An 18559-nucleotide genomic window follows, 5' to 3' on the forward strand; every position below is an offset into this window, starting at 1 on the left:
TTGCGAAGGGGAATGCGATAACGATATAGCCATCCTCTCCGTCATCCCGGCGCAGGCCGGGATCCAGTGGCGACAGCATCTGGTTGTCGCGAAGACCAGCCATCGACGCTACTGGATCCCGGCCTGCGCCGGGATGACGAGCGGGAGGTTTGTCGTGCAAGAAAAAGGCCGCTCGCGCGGCCTTTTCTTTGAACGTTTCAGGTTGATCAGGCCGTCGCCTTGGCCTTTTCATCCGCGCGGTCGACACTGCGCGTGATCAGCCACTGCTGGGTAAGGCTGGTGAGACCGTTGATCACCCAGTACAGCACCAGGCCCGCCGGGAAGAACAGGAACATGAAGCCGAACACCACCGGCATCACCTTCATCATCTTCTGCTGCGCCGGGTCCATGCCCGCCGCCGCCGGCGTGAGCCATTGCGTGGCCAGCATCACCAGGATGTAGATCACCGGCAGCACGAAGAACGGATCGGGCGCGGAAAGGTCGTGCACCCAGCCGAAGAACGGCGCGTGGCGCAGCTCCACGCTCTCCATCAGCACGCGATACAGGCCGAAGAACACCGGCATGGTGATCAGCACCGGCAGGCAGCCCGACATCGGGTTGACCTTTTCCTTCTTGTACAGCTCCATCATGGCCTGCTGCATCTTCATCTTGTCGTCGCCGTAACGCTCCTTGAGAGCGTTCACGCGCGGCTGCAGCTTGCGCATGCGGGCGCCGGAGCGGAACTGCGCGGCCGTGAGCTTCCACAGCGCGCCCTTCAGCAGCAGCACCAGCAGGATGATCGCCACGCCCCAGTTGCCGGCGATCGCGTGCAGCTGCGAGAGCAACCAGTGCAGCGGCTGCGCAACCACCGTGAGCCAACCGTAGTTGGTGGTGAGGTCCAGACCCGGCGCCACCTGGTCGAGCGTGCCCTGCAGCTTCGGACCGATATACAGGCGCGCCGCACTGGTCGCGCTCTGGCCCGGCGCCACGCTGATGGACGGGCCCACCGCGCGGATCAGGTACACCGGCTGGGCGGTGTCCGGATTGATCACGCTGGTGCTGTAGCTGCTGGCGTCCTGCGCGGACGGAATCCACGCCACGAAGAAGTAATGCTGCAGCATCGATGCCCAGCCGCCGGTGATGGCGTGGTTCAGCGGCTTCTTGGCGAAGTCGGTGAACGGCAGGGTGGTCATCTTGTCTTCCGGGCTGTACCAGGCAGCGCCATAGAAGCTGTGCGAAGCCGGGTCGCTGAAGTTCTGCCACCAGCTCTTCTGCTGCGCCGGCGCCACGCGCTGCAGCTGTTCATAGGTGTTGCCGGCCCAGGCGGTGCTGCCGCCGTTGTCGATCTTCTGGTCGACCGTGACCACGTAGCTACCGCGCTTGAGCGCGAAGGTCTTGGTGACCTTGAGGCCGGCGGCGTTCTGCCAGGTGAGGTCGACCTTCAGATCGTCCTGGCCCTGGGTGAGCGCATAGCTGGTCTGCGCGGCCGAGAACACGGCGCGATGGTCGGGCGCGTCGCCCTGGTTGCTGACGATGCCGCTCTGCGCCACGAAGTACTGCGCGCGATCGTCGTCGAGCATGCGCACCGGCGCCGGATCGGGATCCTTCTTGGTACGCGGCACCGCCGGATAGTTGAGCAGCTCAGAGCGCACCACGCTGCCGCCGCGCGTATCGATGGTCAGGCGCAGCACATCGGTGCTGACCGTGATCAATTGCGCGGATGCCTCGCTGACGGTGCCGGGCACGGCGGCCGGCGCGGTGGACGAGCTGGCGCCCGGCACGCTGTTGTCAGTGCTGGTGCTGGCACCGGCCGCGGTCGCAGCCGCCACCGGCGGTTGCGGGCCGTAATCCTTCTCCCAGGCCTGGAACAAGAGGTAGGCCACAGCCAGCAGGGCAAAGATGAGGAACGTGCGCGTTTGATTCATCGCGGAGCAGATCCGGTGCATGCCCGCGGCGCCGTGCCGCGGAAAGGAATGGAGAAGGTCAACGCTCGATTGTGCCGGTCGGTTCGCCCGGCTTCAATGTGGCCTCGACTTTCGCGGAACGCAGTTTCTTCCACAGCTGCTGCAATTCGGCGAGCAACTCCGGGCCGGGCAGGCCACAGGCCTGCTCGCGTGCCATCACCATGAGGTCGACCGCTGGAAGGTCAAGGCGGGCACGTCGGAAAGATTCGCGGACCAGGCGCTTGATGCGGTTGCGATCGACCGCGCGCTTGGAGACGCGTTTGGAAATGGCCAGGCCCATGCGCGGGTGGCCGAGTTCGTTGACCCGATAGCGCACAGAAAAACAGCGGCCGCCGAGGCGGCCGCTGGTATGTCGCAACGCTGCAAAGTCACCGGCGCTTCGAAGCCGCGCTTCGCGCGGCAGGCCGGCGGCACGCATCGTGGCGAGCCGCTTACGGGATCAGGCGCTTGCGACCCTTCGCGCGACGTGCGTTCAGGATCTTGCGGCCATCGGCCGTTGCCATACGAGCACGGAAGCCGTGGGTGCGGGCACGCTTGAGCTTGCTGGGCTGGAAGGTCCGCTTGGACATGGCTTCCTCCGGTTAAGGTGGTAAAAAGGTTGGAAATTATGCGAGGGAATCTTGGCCCTTGTCAAATAGGGGTATTTTGCGGGTTGACAAAAGGCTGTTTACTTCCTGTGGATATCCATGTGGATATCCGCGCCATGAAGGAGGGTTCGTGCTGCTAGACTTGCCGGTCCACCCCGCGCGTAAGCGCTCCTTCCAGTGGTTGAAGACTTCCCATGAGTGACCTGTGGCGGCGCTGTCTCGAGCGCCTCGAGGGCGAATTGAACGCCGAAGACCTGCATACGTGGCTGATGCCCCTGCAGGCACGCGACGACACCCATGGTTTGCAGTTGTTTGCGCCCAATCCGTACACACTGGAAACCGTGCGCGAGCGCTACCTGGCGCGCATCGAAACGGTGATCAGCCAGCTGACCGGCCATGAGCTGACGGTCCGCCTCGAGGTGGGCTCCAGTTCGCCGCGCGCCACGGCGAGCGGCAAGGTGGCCGCGCCGGCGCCGGTAAAGGTGGCTCCCACGGTGATCGAAGCGCCGGCGCCGACCTTCAACCACAACCTGGACCCGCACTACACCTTCGAAACCTTTGTCGAAGGCAAGTCGAACCAGCTCGGCAAGGCGGCCGCCATGCAGGTGGCCATGAACCCGGGCCGCGCCTACAACCCGCTGCTGCTGTACGGCGGCACCGGTCTCGGCAAAACGCACTTGATGCACGCCTCGGGCAACCTGATGCGCGAGCGCAACCCCGATTTCAAGGTGCTGTATCTGCGTTCGGAGCAGTTCGTCGGCTCCATGATCGAAGCGCTGCGCACCAAGAGCATGGACGAGTTCAAGCGCCGCTTCCGTTCGGTGGACGCGCTGCTGATCGACGACATCCAGTTCTTCGCCGGCAAGGACACCACGCAGGAGGAGTTCTTCCACACCTTCAACGCGTTGTTCGAGTCCAAGCAGCAGATCATCCTCACCTGCGACCGCTATCCGAAGGAAGTGGACAAGCTCGAGCCGCGGCTGAAGTCGCGCCTGGGCTGGGGTCTTTCGGTGGCGATCGAGCCGCCGGACTTCGAGACGCGCGCGGCGATCTTGCTGTCCAAGGCCCACGACAAGGGCGTGGCGGTGAGCGAGAACGTGGCGATGTTGCTGGCCAAGCGCATCCGCTCCAACGTGCGCGACCTCGAAGGCGCGCTCAACACGTTGGCGGCGCGGGCGAACTTCTACGGCAAGCCGATCACCATCGACTTTGCCGAAGAGACCCTGCGCGACCTGCTCGCCACGCATGCGCAGGCGGTGACGGTGCCGAACATCCAGAAGATCGTGGCCGATTACTACCAGGTGCGCCTGCAGGACCTGCTGTCCAAGCGTCGCGTGCGTTCGCTGGCCCGCCCGCGCCAGATCGCGATGGCGCTGTCCAAGGAACTCACCGAGCACAGCCTGCCGGAGATCGGCGAGGCGTTCGGCGGCCGCGACCACACTACGGTGCTGCACGCCTGCCGGACCATCAAGAAGCATTGCGAGACCGACACACGCATGCGGCAGGATTGGGAACAGCTCATCCGCATCCTCACCGGCTGATCGATCGGGGCGGCTGTGCACGGATCGCTTGAAAAGTACGGTGGCAACCTGTGGATAATAGGTGGACGATTTGGACTGGAAAGTTATCCACAATTGGCCCACAGTCTTCCGGCACTTGGGAACACAATGTGATAATCAGCTAAATCACTGATTATTTTGGGTAATTTCAGATTTTTGAGTTATCCACGGCCCCTACCACCACTACAGAACTTCTTTTAAAAACAGAAAAGCAGGATTGGGGAAGCGCATACATGCAATTCAGCATTCAACGAGAAGCTCTGCTCAAACCGTTGCAGCAGGTCGTTGGCGTCGTCGAACGCCGACAGACACTGCCGGTTTTGGCCAACCTGCTGGTAAAGGTCGCCGACGGCAAAGTGTCGATGACCGGCACGGATCTCGAAGTGGAAATGATCGCCACCACGGCAGCCGACAAGCTGGTCGACGGTGAGATCACCATTCCTGCGCGCAAGCTGTTCGACATCGTTCGTGCGCTGCCCGACGGCGCCCAGATCGAGTTGAAGCTCAATGGCGATCGCGTGGCCATGAATGCAGGACGGAGCCGGTTCACCCTGGCTACGCTGCCCGCGACCGAATTCCCGACCATCGATGAAATAGAGCTGGTTGAGCGGGTAGCGCTACCGGAAGAAGTTCTGCGCGACCTGATGGAGCGCACGGCTTTCGCCATGGCCAATCAGGACGTGCGCTACTACTTGAACGGCATGTTGCTGGACCTGCAGGAGCACACGCTGCGCTGCGTGGCTACCGACGGCCACCGCCTGGCTCTCAAGGAAACCAAGCTGGAAAGCAAGGTTTCCGTGCGTCGCCAGATCATCATTCCGCGCAAGGGCGTGAACGAGTTGATCGGTTTGTTCGAAACAGGTGATGGCGAGGTCGAGCTTGAGTTCGGTCGCAATCACCTGCGCGTTCGCCGTGGCGACGTGGTGTTCACGTCCAAGCTGATCGACGGCCGTTTCCCGGATTACGAAGCAGTGATCCCGCTGGGCGCCGACAAGCACGCCACGCTCGATCGCGAAGTGCTTCGTGGAGCCCTGCAGCGTGCGGCGATTCTTTCCAACGAAAAGTACCGCGGCGTGAAGCTGGAACTGTCGCCGGGCAAGCTGCGCATCGTGGCCCACAACCCGGAGCAGGAAGAGGCCGTGGAAGAGCTGGAAGCGGAGACCGTGGTTTCCGATCTGGCTGTCGGCTTCAACGTCGGCTACCTGCTCGATGCGTTGGCGGCCTTGCGCGGCGAGCGTGCCCGCTTGAACCTGCGCGACGCGCAGTCGAGCTGCCTGGTGCAGGAAGACGACAACGACCAGGCGCGCCACGTGATCATGCCACTTCGTCTCTGATGGCCATCATTCGTTTGCCTGAAACGGGCAAGCAGAACGCGAACGCCGGAGCCGTCGAAAGACGCTCCGGCGTTCTTGCTTCGGAGATTTGCTGAGATGCGGCTGGAAAGCCTGCGCATCCGGGGTTTGCGCTGCCTGGAAGACGTGGTGGTGCCTTTGCAACCCGGCGTCAGTGTATTCGCCGGCGCCAACGGGGCAGGGAAGACCAGCATTCTCGAGGCTGCCTTCCTGCTGTCGCACGCCCGTTCCTTCCGTTCCGGGGCCAAGGACGCCCTGTTGCAGCGTGGTGCCGACGCTTTGTCTGTGTTTGCCGAGCTGAGGCATGAGGACGGTCAGGTTCGCCGCCTTGGCCTGGGTCGCCAGGGCGCTCGTTGGGAAGCCCGCATGGATGGCGAATCCGTCAGCCTGAGTGAGCTGGTGGGGGAGTGCGCTGTCGTTTGCTTCGAGCCCGGGTCCCATGCCTTGATCGCGGGAGGCGCGGAGGAACGACGCCGCTACCTGGATTGGGGCGTGTTCCACGTGGAACATGAGTTCATCGGGGCATGGCGGCGCTACCAGCGCGCCCTGAAGCAGCGAAACTCGCTCCTGAGGGCGACATCCACCGTTCCCGAGGCGCTCTTCTTGCCCTGGGAGGCTGAACTGGATACGACGGCAGCCGTCATCGATCATCTCCGCGCCCTGTACTTGGCAACCCTTCGACCCCATATAGAACAGGCGATGGCGGGTTTGCTGCCCGAGCTGGGGGCCGTGGAGATGAAGTACCGCCGGGGTTGGGCGGATGACGCCGACTTGGGGGAGCTTCTGGCCAGTCAGCGCCCCAGAGACCTGGCTCGGGGCCACACGACGATGGGTTCGCACCGGGCGGATTGGCAGATCGCCTTCGAACACGCGCCACAACGCGAACATTTGTCGCGAGGGCAGGAAAAGTTGACGGCTCTGGGGTGTGTACTGGCGCAAGCCGCCCTTTACGCCGAGAGGCGGGGCGAATGGCCGATTGTCTGCCTGGACGATTTGGCTTCCGAGCTCGACAGGCCTCACCAGGCCGCCGTGGTCGAGCAGCTGAGGTCAGCCGGTGCCCAGGTCTTTGTCACCGGAACCGAGGTTCCTGAAGCGCTCCAGGCCGGTCCAGCGCAAGTGTTCCACGTGGAACAGGGAAGTATCAGCCCCCTGCTATAATCACCCGATTGTGTCCCCAGCCCGGCCTCTAGGCGCCGTCCGGGCGGGAATAGGCGCCCAGGAAACGGTCGACGAATGAACGCATCCTACGATTCGAGCAACATCAAGGTTCTGAAAGGTCTGGAAGCGGTGCGCAAGCGCCCCGGCATGTACATCGGCGATACCGATGACGGCACCGGCCTGCATCACATGGTGTTCGAAGTCGTCGACAACTCGATCGACGAAGCCCTCGCCGGCTACTGCGACCATGTGACGGTCACGATCCTCGATGATGGCTCGGTCAGCGTTACCGACAACGGCCGTGGCATCCCCGTCGATACCCACCCGGAAGAAGGCCGGTCCACCGCGGAAGTGGTGATGACCGTGCTGCACGCGGGCGGCAAGTTCGACGCCAATTCCTACAAGGTTTCCGGCGGCCTGCACGGCGTGGGCGTGTCCGTGGTGAATGCGCTCAGCTCGCACCTGTGGCTGACCATCTACCGCGAGGGCAAGGAGTACCAGCAGGAATACGCCCATGGCGAGCCGCTGTACCCGATCAAGCCGGTCGGCGATTCCAGCAAGACCGGCACCACCGTGCGCTTCCTGCCCAGCACCGGCACGTTCACCAATGTCGAGTTCCATTACGACATCCTGGCCAAGCGCCTGCGTGAGCTGGCGTTCCTCAATTCGGGCGTCACCATCGACCTGAAGGATGAGCGTGGCGAAGGGCGCAGCGATCGTTTCGCCTATGAGGGGGGTATCCGTTCGTTCGTGCAGCACCTGGCCCAGCTCAAGACCGCGCTGCACCCGAACGTGATCAGCCTCAGCGCCCAGCAGGACGGGATCTCGGTGGAATTGGCGATGCAGTGGACCGACTCCTACCAGGAGACGATGTTCTGCTTCACCAACAACATCCCGCAGCGCGACGGCGGCACCCACCTTACGGGCTTCCGCGCCGCGCTGACGCGCTCGCTGCAGGGTTACATCGAGAAGGAAGGACTGGCCAAGAACGCCAAGGTCGCGCTGTCCGGCGACGACATGCGCGAAGGCCTGATCGCCGTGCTCTCGGTGAAGGTGCCTGACCCGAAGTTCTCCTCGCAGACCAAGGACAAGCTGGTTTCCTCCGAGGTGAAGACCGCGGTGGAGCAGGCCGTCAACGAAAAGCTGGGCGAATTCCTGCTGGAACACCCGAGCGAAGCCAAGGCCATCGCGTCCAAGGTGGTCGATGCCGCGCGTGCCCGCGAGGCCGCCCGCAAGGCGCGCGAGATGACTCGCCGCAAGGGCGCCCTGGATATCGCCGGCCTGCCGGGCAAGCTGGCCGACTGCCAGGAGAAGGATCCGGCGTTGTGCGAACTGTTCCTGGTCGAGGGTGACTCCGCAGGCGGTTCCGCCAAGCAGGGCCGCAACCGCAAGACCCAGGCCGTGCTGCCGTTGAAGGGCAAGATCCTCAACGTGGAGAAGGCCCGCTTCGACAAGATGCTGGCCTCGGCCGAAGTCGGCACGCTGATCACCGCGCTCGGCACGGGCATCGGCAAGGAGGAGTACAACCCGGACAAGCTGCGCTACCACCGCATCGTCATCATGACCGACGCGGACGTGGACGGCTCGCACATCCGCACACTGCTGCTCACGTTCTTCTATCGCCAGATGCCGGAGCTGATCGAGCGCGGTCACATCTACATCGGCCTGCCGCCGCTCTACAAGATCAAGCAGGGCAAGCAGGAGCTGTATCTGAAGGACGACGCGGCCCTCAACGCCTACCTGGTTTCCAGCGCCCTGGATGGCGCCGAGCTGCAGTATTCGGCCGATGCGCCGGGCGTCTCCGGCGAAGCCCTGGAGAAGCTGCTGCGCGACTACCAGGCGGCGCTCGACCAGATCGAACGCCTCGGCCACCGCTTCGATGTCGCCATGTTCCGGGCGATGCTCGAGCACACCCCGATGGAACCGGCGCTGTGGAACGATGCCAGCGCCATGCAGGCCTGGCTGGCCGGCGTGGAATTGCGCCTCGCTGCCAGCGGCCTGGGCAAGCCCCGCTACCGCCTGGCCCTGCGCCCGGCGGTGGGTGAGCAGCCCGCCGCGATCGAAGTGGTGCGCGACCAGCATGGCCTCAGCCACACCTGGCTGTTGCCGCAGCCGTTCTTCAGCGGCGCGGAATTCCGCCCGATCCTGCAGGCCAGCCAGCAGCTCGCCGGTCTGGTGCAGGCCGACGCGGTGGTTCGCCGAGGCAACGGTTCGCGTGGCGTACTGAGCTTCGCCGATGCGCGCCACTGGCTGCTGGAAGAGGGCAAGAAGGGCCGCATGATCCAGCGCTTCAAGGGCCTGGGCGAAATGAATCCGGAACAGCTGTGGGAAACCACCGTGAACCCGGAAACCCGCCGCATGCTGCAGGTGGGCATCGAGGATGCCTTCGCCGCGGACCAGATGTTCTCCATGCTGATGGGCGAGGCGGTGGAACCGCGTCGCGACTTCATCGAAGCCAATGCACTGAAGGTCGCCAACCTCGACGTCTGACGACCCGGGCCGGGGCGATGCGAGCCGTCTTCGCATCGCCTCGGCCTTTTCTTTTCACAGCGTGTACTAATGCATTAGTACATTGGCTAAAGTCGGCGAAGGCTGATGCCGATAGCGTGTTTCCAGGCCTAAAAGTCATAGGCGAGAGCGAGCTTGCGCCCCGAAATCATGTCCAGTCGTCGGCGTATGGTTCAACTTATTGATTTTTAACAATCTTTGTTGTCGCGCTGCGACTTGTTATCTGGCGCCTAGTCAGGGTACGCTCAGCGATCCCCCGCGTCCTAGTTACGTGAAACCTACATTGAGGACTGCCATGAAGCGTGTTCCCCTGATCAAGTTGCTTGTCGGATCGGCGCTGGCCCTGGCCGTGGTGAGCACCCCGGTCATCGCGAGCGATAGCTCTTCCAAAGACAAGAAGGAAGTGCAGTACCCGAATGCGACGCGCAAGGAACCGAAGCTCGACCTGACCAGCGAGAAGGATCAGAAGGCCATCAACGAAGGCCTCGACGCGGTCAACAACCAGGACAAGGAAAAGGCGGTCCAGCTGCTTCAGCCGATCGTCGACAACAGCAAGAGCAAGTACGCACAGGCGCTGGCCCTGCAGGGCCTGGCAAGCGTGCATTACAACGACGGCGACGTGAAGGGCGGCATCGACCTGCTCAAGAAGGCGCTCGACAACGGCGTGATGCCGAACGACACCTTCTTCTCGCTGGAATACATGCTCGCCCAGTTCTACCTGGCCGACGAGCAGTACCAGCAGAGCATCGACACCATCGAGAAGTGGCGTGCGGAAGGCAAGAAGGAAACCGCCGAATCGTACGGTCTCGAAGGCAACGCCTATTACCGTCTCCAGAAGTACCCGGAAGCGATTGCCGCGATCAAGAAGGCGCAGTCGATGACCGACAAGCCGAACGACGGCTGGAACCAGATCCTGATGGCCAGCTACTCCGAGTCCGGCCAGGGCGACCAGGCCGCCCAGGTGGCGCAGCAGCAGCTTGCCGCCAACCCGAACGATCCGAATGCGCTGAACAACGCCGTGTCCGTGCTGATGCAGGCGCAGAAGTATCCGGAAGCGATTGCCCTGATGGAGAAGGCGCGTGCCGGCGGTCAGCTCAAGACCGAGAAGGACTACATCCTCCTCGCCAAGCTGTACCTGATCTCGGGCCAGCAGAGCAGCGAGCAGAAGGAACCGGCGACCAAGGCGCTCGCGGTGCTTCAGGAAGGTTTCGGCAAGAACGTGATCACCGCGACGGCTGAGAACTACCAGCTGCTCGGTGCGGCCAACATCATGTCCGAGAACATGTCGGGCGCGCTGGCGGCCTACCAGAAAGCCATCCCGCTCGCGAAGGACGGCGAAGCCAACATCCGCGCTGGTCAGTTGCTCATTCAGGACAACAAGTACAGCGAGGCCAAGGGCGTCATCCAGCAGGGCATCGACAAGGGCGTGCAGAAGAAGGGCACAGCCTATCTGTTGCTCGCCCAGGCGTGCATCGGCCTGAAAGACCAAAAGGGCGCGACTGCGGCCATGGAGAAAGCGGCGCAGGACCCTGAAACTGCAGCAAAAGCCAAGGCTTGGCTGAAGTCGCCGACCGTAAGCAAGTAAGTGGTGATGTGTAGCATTTGCGAAGCAGATAGACGTCCATTTGCATGCTTCACAAGTGCTATACAAATGCCATGTGCTGTTGTACCGTTGAAACCCTTCCGTGTTCCCGTCCAGTGGCAAATGTCATCCGTTTGGATCGATTTGCCGCAGGGTTTCGTGACCACGTCTCACCGATCAATTAGCTCCAGATAGTGACAGATGGCCTCAAGTAACGATGCAACCGGCCAAGGGCCGTTCAATTGGAGGCGTACCTGGGCGCTGGCCGTAGCCATTGCGCTTCATGCGTTCGCGTTCCTGTTGCTGGTGGCGCCCATGGCACCGCCGAAGCAGGTACAGAAAGAAAAAGAACGCACGGTCCAGGTCAACTTTATCGAGCCTCCGCCGCCGCCACCGCCACCGCCGCCGCCGCCGCCGGAGCCGCCGAAGCAGCCGCCGCCGAAGATCATTCAGCAGGTTAAGCCGCCGCCGACACCGCCGCCGCCGGCTCCGCCGCCGGCTGTGGAAGAGCGTTCGGCAAACGCCGTAGCTGCGCAACCGCCTGCTCCGCCTGCTCCTCCGGCTCCGCCAGCGGATATCACTGCAAGTCAGGACGTCAGCTATAACAGCCGTATCCAGCCCAAGTATCCGCCGCAGGCTATCCGTCAGCGTCACGAGGGCACGGTCACGCTGATGATTCTGGTCGCGGTGGATGGAACGCCGAAGGACATCAAGGTCGAAGCGAGCAGCGGGTATCGCGAGCTGGATCAGGCTGCGATTGAAACGGCACGCAAGTGGCGCTTCAATCCGCAGACGAAGAACGGACAAAAGGTGGAAGCTTTCGTCCGCGTGCCTGTCAATTTCAATCTCAATCAGCTGTAACTTCGGTTACGGTCAATCAGTTCACGCTTGACTTTCCAAGGGTAGCGTTATGTTCCTGCAAACTTCTCCGGCCCCCGCGGGCGGTACCACCAACGCCGAAGCCATGAAGTCGATGGGCTTCGATCACCTTATCCACAACTTCGATCCGCTTGGCTGGATCGTGTTCGTGGTGCTGGTGGTGATGTCCTTCTCTTCCTGGTACTTCATTGTCGCCAACGCCATCCGCAACTCCATGGTTCGCGGCCGCGCTGACAAAGTCATCAACGGCTTCTGGGCCAATGGCTCCACTCAGGACGCCATTCGCGAACTCGAAGCCCAGCCCAAGGGCGAACCGTTCTCGAAGATCGCTCTCGACGCCGCTTCGGCCGTCGCGCATCACCAGCAGGCTTCGGCCGGTGGTGGTCGCCTCGCCGAGTCGCTGAGCCGCTCCGAGTTCATCGATCGCGCCCTGCGCCAGGCCGTGGCTCGCGAGAGCCTGCGTCTGGAAGGCGGCCTGACCCTGCTCGCCACGGTCGGTTCGTCGGCACCGTTCATCGGTCTGCTTGGTACCGTGTGGGGCATCTACCACGCGCTGATCAAGATCTCCGCGTCGGGCAATGCTTCGATGGAAGCCGTGGCCGGTCCGGTGGGTGAAGCTCTGATCATGACCGCCTTCGGTCTGTTCACCGCTATCCCGGCCGTGCTCGCCTACAACTTCTTCAACCGCTCCAACCGTCTGACGTACGCCCAGTTCGACGAGTTTGCGCACGATCTGCACGACTTCTTCGCCACCGGCGCTCGCGTCGAAGGCAAGTGAGGATCTGACCCATGGCAATGAGTACCGGAGGCGATTCCGGCGGCCCGATGTCGGAGATCAACGTTACGCCGCTCGTCGACGTAATGCTGGTGCTGCTGATCATCTTCATGATCACCGCGCCGCTGATGTCCCATCGAATCACCGTCGATCTGCCGACTGCTAATCCGAAAGTTCCGGATACCGAGCAGGTGACGCCGATGGACTTGGCCGTGAAGCCTGATGGCACGCTGTATCTCGATGACGTCGAAGTTACCGAGGCGGAACTGAAAGCCCAGTTTGCGGTGAAGGCGACGCTGACGCCGCAGCCTGAGCTTCAGATCCGCGCGGACAAGACCACGGAATACAAGATCGTGAAGAAGGTCCTCGCGGACGCCAAGGAAGCAGGCATGGTGCATGTCGGCTTCATGACGACCGGCAAGGAGTAAGGGTCATGGCATTCAGTTCTGGAAGTGGTAAGGGGCCGATGGCTGACATCAACGTCACGCCGCTGGTCGACGTGATGCTGGTGCTGCTGATCATCTTCATGATCACGGCGCCGATGCTTACCCATAAAGTGAAGATCGACCTGCCGCAGCCCAATCCGAACGTGGTTCAGCCGGAAAATCCGCCGGAACCCGTCCGCCTGAAGATCGACCAGTCCGGTGCGCTGTACTGGAACGATACGCCGGTGGATGAGCTGGGCCTCAAGGCGCAGCTCGCGGTGATCGGTGGTCTGGGCGATCCGGCCAAGCAGCCGGAAGTGCAGATCAACGCGGATGACGGCGTGGCTTACGAGCATGTCGCTCGTGTGCTGTCCGATGCGAAGAGCTACGGGCTCACCAAGATCGGCTTTACCGAAGGTCAGTAATTTCAGTAGTACCGCAAGGCATTACCGTAACACTACCCTTTGAGCCCCCGCCTTGTGCGGGGGTTCTTTTTTTGGGCTTCGGAAAAGTGCCCGCCAGAAGTGCAGGCGTCTTGCGCGGCAAAGGCGCTTAGCCGTATGGACGGCTAAACGCGCGATGCGCAAAGCGAAGGCCTCGCCGAGGCCTCAGCGCAGGATCTGCAGGTAGTTTCGCACCGTGGTGGCCATGCCTTCGTACAAGGCCTCACCGATGAGTGCGTGCCCGATGGACACTTCCGCCAGTCCCGGGATGGCGGCCTTGAACGTACCCAGGTTCGCCTGGCTCAGATCGTGCCCCGCATTGACCGCCAGGCCGGCGTATTGCGCGCGCCGCGCCGTATCGGCGCAACGCTCGAGTTCTTCCTGCACGCGCCCTTCTTCAAACGCCTGGGCATAGGGACCGGTATAGATCTCGATGCGCTGGACGCCGATGGCGACCGCCGCTTCAAAGCCGGTCGCACCGGAATCCACGAACAGGCTGACCCGGCAACCGATGTCGCGCAGCGCAGCCACCAGTGGCTTCAGCGTGTCGATGTCGCGCGTCAGGTCAAAGCCGTGGTCGGAGGTGATCTGGCCATCGCCATCCGGTACCAGCGTCACCTGCGTGGGTTTCGTCTCACGCGCCAGTTCGATCAGGCCGGGATAACTGCCGCGCGCACCGGCAAACGGGTTGCCTTCGATGTTGTATTCGACGCGGCCGCGCGTGATGGCGGCCAATGCACGCACATCGTCGGGACGGATATGCCGCTGATCGGGGCGCGGATGGACGGTGATGCCACCGCAACCGGCATCGATGCAGGTATGCGCGGCGCGAAGAATGTCCGGTTCGCTGCCGCCGCGCGAATTGCGCAGCACGGCGATCTTGTTGACGTTGACGCTAAGCAGGGTCATAGGTTGGCTAATACGCGCTGACAAGGCGTAGCAAAGCGCCGCGATGACGGCGGGTTGAACACATTGCCCCGTTCAATCCGTACCGGCAAGTGTCCACTGACGTATGCGACGCGGCAGGCCCTGCCATGCCAGCGTGCCGACGTGGGCGTCGTCCAGGATCAGGCGGTGCAGCTGCCATTGCTCGGCTTCGTAGCCCTCCAGCCGGTGCAGCACGGGAAGATCGGACGGCCCGGCAATCGTCAGGCGATGCAGACCGAACGCCAGGCCGCGGCCCAGCGCCTTGAGCACGGCTTCCTTGGCGGTCCACAGCTCGAGGAATGCGCGATCGCGCTGGTCGGCGGGGAGCGCCTCCAGTGCGGCCGTCTCGTCCGGATTGAAATATCGGCGCGCAATGGGTATCGCTTTCGGATGCGGGCGCAGCCGTTCGAGGTCGATCCCCGGCAACGCCCCGCGCGCAATCGCTATCAATGCCTGGTCATGGCTGTGCGACCAATTGAACGAGAACGCTCCGGTCTGGCTGCCCGCCAGGGCGGGACGGCCGAACTCGGACACCTCCAAGTGCACCTCAACCGCCGGCACGCCCAGATAGGCACCTAGCATGGCGAGCAGTGGCGCACGCCCCTGGTGATGGTCGTAGGCGAGCCGCCAGACGTGGATGTCCTCGCCCAGCTCCGCCGCCAAAGCCGCCGGCGTCTGGCCGTCAGTCGTGATCATCCGCGCATGTTGCCGCCCAAGAGGCGATACTTACAAGCATGGCGGATGCAGTGGACTGGCGCGCACCGCCGATCGCGGCCACCGTAGGCATGCCTACACGTCGGAGAGCACCGCTTGATTGCCGGATGGCTACTGCTGCTGGTTTCGCTGCTATACGTCGGACTGCTGTTCGTCGTCGCTTATGCGGGCGATCGCCGGCCGCTCTATCCGCGCCAGCCGCGGCTGCGCCCGCTGGTCTATAGCCTTGCGCTTGCCGTGTACTGCTCGTCGTGGACGTTCTACGGTGCGGTAGGTACGGCCGCACGCGAAGGCCTGAGCTATCTGCCGATCTATCTCGGCCCGATCCTTCTGTTCGTGTTCGGCTTCGGCCTGCTGCGCCGGTTGGTGCTGCTTGCGCGCCAGCGCAACATCACTTCGATCGCCGACTTCATCGGTGCCCGCTTCGGCAAATCGCACGGACTGGCTGCGCTGGTGGCGGTGATCGCGGTGATCGCCGTGGTGCCGTACCTCGCCCTGCAGTTCAAGGCCGTGGCGATGTCGTATGCCGTGCTCGGCAGCCCGTCGCCGCCAGGCACCTCGCAGTTCAGCGATAGCGCATTGTGGTGCGCCATCCTGCTGGCGACGTTCTCGATCCTGTTCGGCACGCGCACCATCGATGCGACCGAGCATCATCACGGCATGATGCTCGCCATCGCGGTGGAGTCGCTGATCAAGCTCGTGGTATTCATCGTGTTGGCGGGTTACGCGCTGTGGCGCGGCCCGGGCCTTGCCGTGACCGCGCAATTGCCGGTCAATGAACTGACCGAAGGCGTCTCGCCCGGTTTCCTCGCGCAGACCCTGCTCGCGTTCTGCGCGATGTTCTGCCTGCCGCGCCAATTCCAGATCGGCGTGGTTGAATGCGAAGACCCGGCCGATGTGTCGCGTGCGCGCTGGTTGTTCCCGATCTACATGGTGATCGTGAGCCTCGCCGTGCTGCCCATCGTGGCCGCGGGCTTGCACCTGCCGCAACTGCAGGGCGGCAACAAGGACGCTTGGGTACTTACGCTGCCGATGGCATACGGCGATCGCGGTATGGCCTTGCTCGCCTTCATCGGCGGCTTTTCCGCCGCGACCGGTATGGTGATCGTGGCCTGCGTGGCGTTGTCCACCATGATCAGCAACGACATCGTGATGCCGATGCTGTTGCGTATCCACGCATTCAAGCTCGAACAGCGCGCCGATCTCTCGCAGCTGGTGCTGCTGGTTCGACGCATCGCGATCATCGCGCTCGCCGCGATGGCCTACGTCTACTATCGCGTGGCGGCAGACAGCACCAACCTGGCAGCCACGGGTTTGCTGGCTTTCGCCGCGGTGGCGCAATTTGCGCCGGGTATCGTCGCCGCGCTGTATTGGCGAGGTGCGAGCCGCAAGGGCGTTGCCACGGGTCTTGCCGCGGGCTTCCTGGTGTGGGCCTATACCATGCTGCTGCCTGGGATGAACCGCACGGCCGACTGGCTGGATACCGGCCCGATGCAGCTGAGCTGGCTGCAGCCGCAAGCGCTGTTCCATCTGAGCGGCTGGGACCCGGTGATGCACGGCACGTTCTGGTCGCTGCTGGTGAATGTGTCGTGCCTCATCTTCGTCTCGTTGCGCTTCCGGCCCAATCTGGAAGAGCGTCTGCACGCGGCGATGTTCATCGATCCCTATGCGATCGACAGCCGCGGTGCAGGCGACTGGCGCGGTCGCGTTGCAGTGGCGGACCTTCGCACCATTGCCGAACGCATCGTGGGCGAACGCAGCAGCCAGCGCGCGTTCGAGGACTATGCCGAGCGTCGCGGCAAACCGCTGCAACCGACCGAAGCGGCCGATCGCGCGCTGATCCAGTACACCGAACGCTTGCTCGCCTCGGCTGTGGGCGCCGCCAGTGCGCGCCGCATCCTGATGGGTGCGCTGTCCGGCTCGGGCCTGGACATCGCCGAAGCCATGGCGTTGATGGACGAGGCCTCGCAGGAGCTGCGCTTCAATCGCGAACTGCTGTCGACGACGCTGGAGAACGTGTCGCAAGGCATCAGCGTGGTCGATGCCAACATGCGCCTGGTGGCGTGGAATCGCCGCTACCTGGAGTTGTTCGATTATCCGGACGGCATGGTCTATGTCGGCGTGCCCGTGGCGGACCTGATCCGCTGGAATGCGGATCATGGCGAACTCGGGCCCGGTGAAGTCGAGGCACACGTGGCCAAGCGCATCGCGCACATGCATGCCGGTTCGCCGCATGTATTCCAACGCATCCGCCCCGACGGCTCGGTGATCGAAATGCGTGGCCGCGCGCTGCCGGGTGGCGGCTACGTGACCACCTATACCGACGTGACCGCGTACAAGAATGCCGAGCAGGCACTGATCGAAGCGAACGAGAACCTGGAGCAGCGCGTCGACCAGCGCACGTCGGAGTTGAGCGAGGCGCTCAACTCCGCGGCGCATGCACGCCGCGAAGCGGAAATGGCCAACGCATCGAAGACACGCTTCCTTGCTGCAGCAAGCCATGACCTGCTGCAGCCCTTGAACGCGGCGCGCCTGTTCACGGCAGCCTTGCGTCAACATCCGGGGCTCGACGGCGAAGCGAGCTTGCTGGCGGAACGTATCGACGCATCGTTCCGTGCGGCGGAAGACCTGCTGGATGCATTGCTGGATACGTCGCGCCTCGACGCCGGCAGCTATCGGGCCGATATCAGCAATGTCGCACTGTCGGACCTGTTCGAATCGCTGAAGGCGCAGTTTGCCGTGATTGCGCAACAGCGCGGATTGCGGCTATGCGTGGTGCCTACGAAACTCGCCGTGCGAAGCGATCCCCAGTTGCTGCGCCGCGTGCTGCAGAACTTCATCTCCAACGCGCTTCGCTATACCCGCGAGGGTGGCGTCCTGCTCGGTGCGCGCCGCATGGGCGACGAGGTTCGCCTCGAGGTGTGGGATACCGGGCCCGGCATCGCCGCGGAGCAACGGGCGCGCATCTTCGGCGAATTCCAGCGGCTGGACCGCCCGTCGCCCTGGGGCGAGAAGGGACTGGGTCTCGGCCTCTCGATTTGCGAGCGCATTGCCGGCATTCTCAACCACAAGCTGGAGCTGGTTTCGCGCGAGGCCAAGGGAAGCCGTTTCGCGATCCGCGTGCCGCGCGCGGAGAGTGCCGTACCGAGGCGCCGGACCAATGTTCATCCGGTGTCGAACGAACAACTGCCGCTCACGGTGCTGTGCCTGGACAACGACACGGCGATTCTCGACGGCATGTGCGCGTTGTTGCAGCGCTGGGGCGTGGATTGCCGCACGGCCATCGATGTGGCGCAGGCGGAGCAGGAGTTGCGACGCGGCGGCGTGGACTTGATCCTTGCCGACTACCATCTCACCGACGACATGGATGGCCTGCAGGCGCTTGAAGCGTTGCGCAGTGTGCTGGGCGAACTGCCGCCGATTGCGATGATTACCGCGGACGGCAGCAGTGAGTTGAAGCAGCGGGCGCGCGTGTTGGGGTATCCGATTTTGCATAAGCCGGTCAGGCCGGCGGCGCTGAGGGCATTGTTGAGTGCGCTTGTGCGCAGGCAGACAACGGCCTGAAAACGTCGCCTGCTGCGCATCGCTTGTTGTCAGCGCGGTGAATTCACCCTTGCGTTTTCCTTGTGGGAGCGCCCTTGGGCGCGACAGTCACGCTGGGATGTGTCGCTTCGTCGGCTTGTCGCGCACAAGTGCGCTCCCACAGT

Annotated in this window: 15 protein-coding genes; 10 read left to right on the top strand and 5 right to left on the bottom strand. The window is 63.2% G+C overall.

From position 1 onward, the window contains the following. Window positions 1-206: 206 nt before the first annotated feature. The 3 genes from yidC to rpmH are packed head-to-tail and all read right to left on the bottom strand — an operon-like array spanning window position 207 to window position 2512. Entirely contained in the window at window positions 207-1904 is a 1698-nt protein-coding gene (gene yidC, locus ISP20_RS04125) for a membrane protein insertase YidC (RefSeq protein WP_204634807.1), read from the bottom strand. A 58-nt stretch (window positions 1905-1962) separates the two neighbouring features. Further along, on the bottom strand, window positions 1963-2361 hold the full coding sequence (gene rnpA, locus ISP20_RS04130) for a ribonuclease P protein component (protein ID WP_204634808.1): 399 nt from the start codon (window positions 2359-2361) through the stop codon (window positions 1963-1965). A gap of 13 nt (window positions 2362-2374) precedes the next feature. Further along, complete coding sequence (gene rpmH / locus ISP20_RS04135; RefSeq protein WP_019464789.1) at window positions 2375-2512, bottom strand: 50S ribosomal protein L34; 138 nt, start codon at window positions 2510-2512, stop codon at window positions 2375-2377. A gap of 212 nt (window positions 2513-2724) precedes the next feature. Here rpmH and dnaA point away from each other — a divergent pair, with 212 nt between their 5' ends. The 9 genes from dnaA (at window position 2725) to ISP20_RS04180 (ending at window position 13193) form a co-directional block, all read left to right on the top strand. Further along, a complete protein-coding gene (gene dnaA / locus ISP20_RS04140; protein ID WP_204634809.1) occupies window positions 2725-4071 on the top strand; it encodes a chromosomal replication initiator protein DnaA in 1347 nt (448 codons plus the stop codon). A 251-nt stretch (window positions 4072-4322) separates the two neighbouring features. Then, complete coding sequence (gene dnaN, locus ISP20_RS04145; RefSeq protein WP_204634810.1) at window positions 4323-5423, top strand: DNA polymerase III subunit beta; 1101 nt, start codon at window positions 4323-4325, stop codon at window positions 5421-5423. A 96-nt stretch (window positions 5424-5519) separates the two neighbouring features. Next, window positions 5520-6599 carry a DNA replication/repair protein RecF gene (gene recF / locus ISP20_RS04150; protein ID WP_204634811.1) on the top strand — a complete coding sequence of 360 codons (1080 nt, stop codon included), beginning with the start codon at window positions 5520-5522 and terminating at the stop codon, window positions 6597-6599. A gap of 75 nt (window positions 6600-6674) precedes the next feature. Beyond that, window positions 6675-9089, top strand: a complete 2415-nt coding sequence (gene gyrB, locus ISP20_RS04155; protein ID WP_204634812.1) for a DNA topoisomerase (ATP-hydrolyzing) subunit B — start codon at window positions 6675-6677, stop codon at window positions 9087-9089. A 313-nt stretch (window positions 9090-9402) separates the two neighbouring features. After that, entirely contained in the window at window positions 9403-10692 is a 1290-nt protein-coding gene (locus tag ISP20_RS04160; protein ID WP_204634813.1) for a tetratricopeptide repeat protein, read from the top strand. A 312-nt stretch (window positions 10693-11004) separates the two neighbouring features. After that, window positions 11005-11550 (top strand): energy transducer TonB, encoded by a 546-nt coding sequence (locus ISP20_RS04165; protein WP_425490766.1) that lies wholly within the window; start codon window positions 11005-11007, stop codon window positions 11548-11550. A gap of 49 nt (window positions 11551-11599) precedes the next feature. Further along, window positions 11600-12346 (top strand): MotA/TolQ/ExbB proton channel family protein, encoded by a 747-nt coding sequence (locus ISP20_RS04170; RefSeq protein WP_046972825.1) that lies wholly within the window; start codon window positions 11600-11602, stop codon window positions 12344-12346. An 11-nt stretch (window positions 12347-12357) separates the two neighbouring features. Continuing rightward, window positions 12358-12771: an ExbD/TolR family protein gene (locus tag ISP20_RS04175; protein ID WP_204634815.1), complete on the top strand. Its 414-nt coding sequence runs from the start codon at window positions 12358-12360 to the stop codon at window positions 12769-12771. 5 nt (window positions 12772-12776) lie between these two features. Continuing rightward, the gene (locus tag ISP20_RS04180) at window positions 12777-13193 is read left to right on the top strand and encodes an ExbD/TolR family protein (RefSeq protein WP_204634816.1); all 417 of its coding nucleotides are present in this window, start codon (window positions 12777-12779) and stop codon (window positions 13191-13193) included. Between the two features lie 183 nt (window positions 13194-13376). Here ISP20_RS04180 and ISP20_RS04185 read toward each other — a convergent pair whose 3' ends face one another. Then, a complete protein-coding gene (locus tag ISP20_RS04185) occupies window positions 13377-14120 on the bottom strand; it encodes a pyridoxine 5'-phosphate synthase (RefSeq protein WP_204634817.1) in 744 nt (247 codons plus the stop codon). A 72-nt stretch (window positions 14121-14192) separates the two neighbouring features. Beyond that, the gene (locus tag ISP20_RS04190; RefSeq protein WP_204634819.1) at window positions 14193-14834 is read right to left on the bottom strand and encodes a 4'-phosphopantetheinyl transferase family protein; all 642 of its coding nucleotides are present in this window, start codon (window positions 14832-14834) and stop codon (window positions 14193-14195) included. A gap of 114 nt (window positions 14835-14948) precedes the next feature. Between ISP20_RS04190 and ISP20_RS04195 the strand changes: the two genes are divergently transcribed. Then, window positions 14949-18416: a hybrid sensor histidine kinase/response regulator gene (locus ISP20_RS04195; protein WP_204634820.1), complete on the top strand. Its 3468-nt coding sequence runs from the start codon at window positions 14949-14951 to the stop codon at window positions 18414-18416. Window positions 18417-18559 lie beyond the last annotated feature (143 nt).

The organism is Dyella kyungheensis (assembly GCF_016905005.1).
GTDB lineage: Bacteria > Pseudomonadota > Gammaproteobacteria > Xanthomonadales > Rhodanobacteraceae > Dyella > Dyella kyungheensis.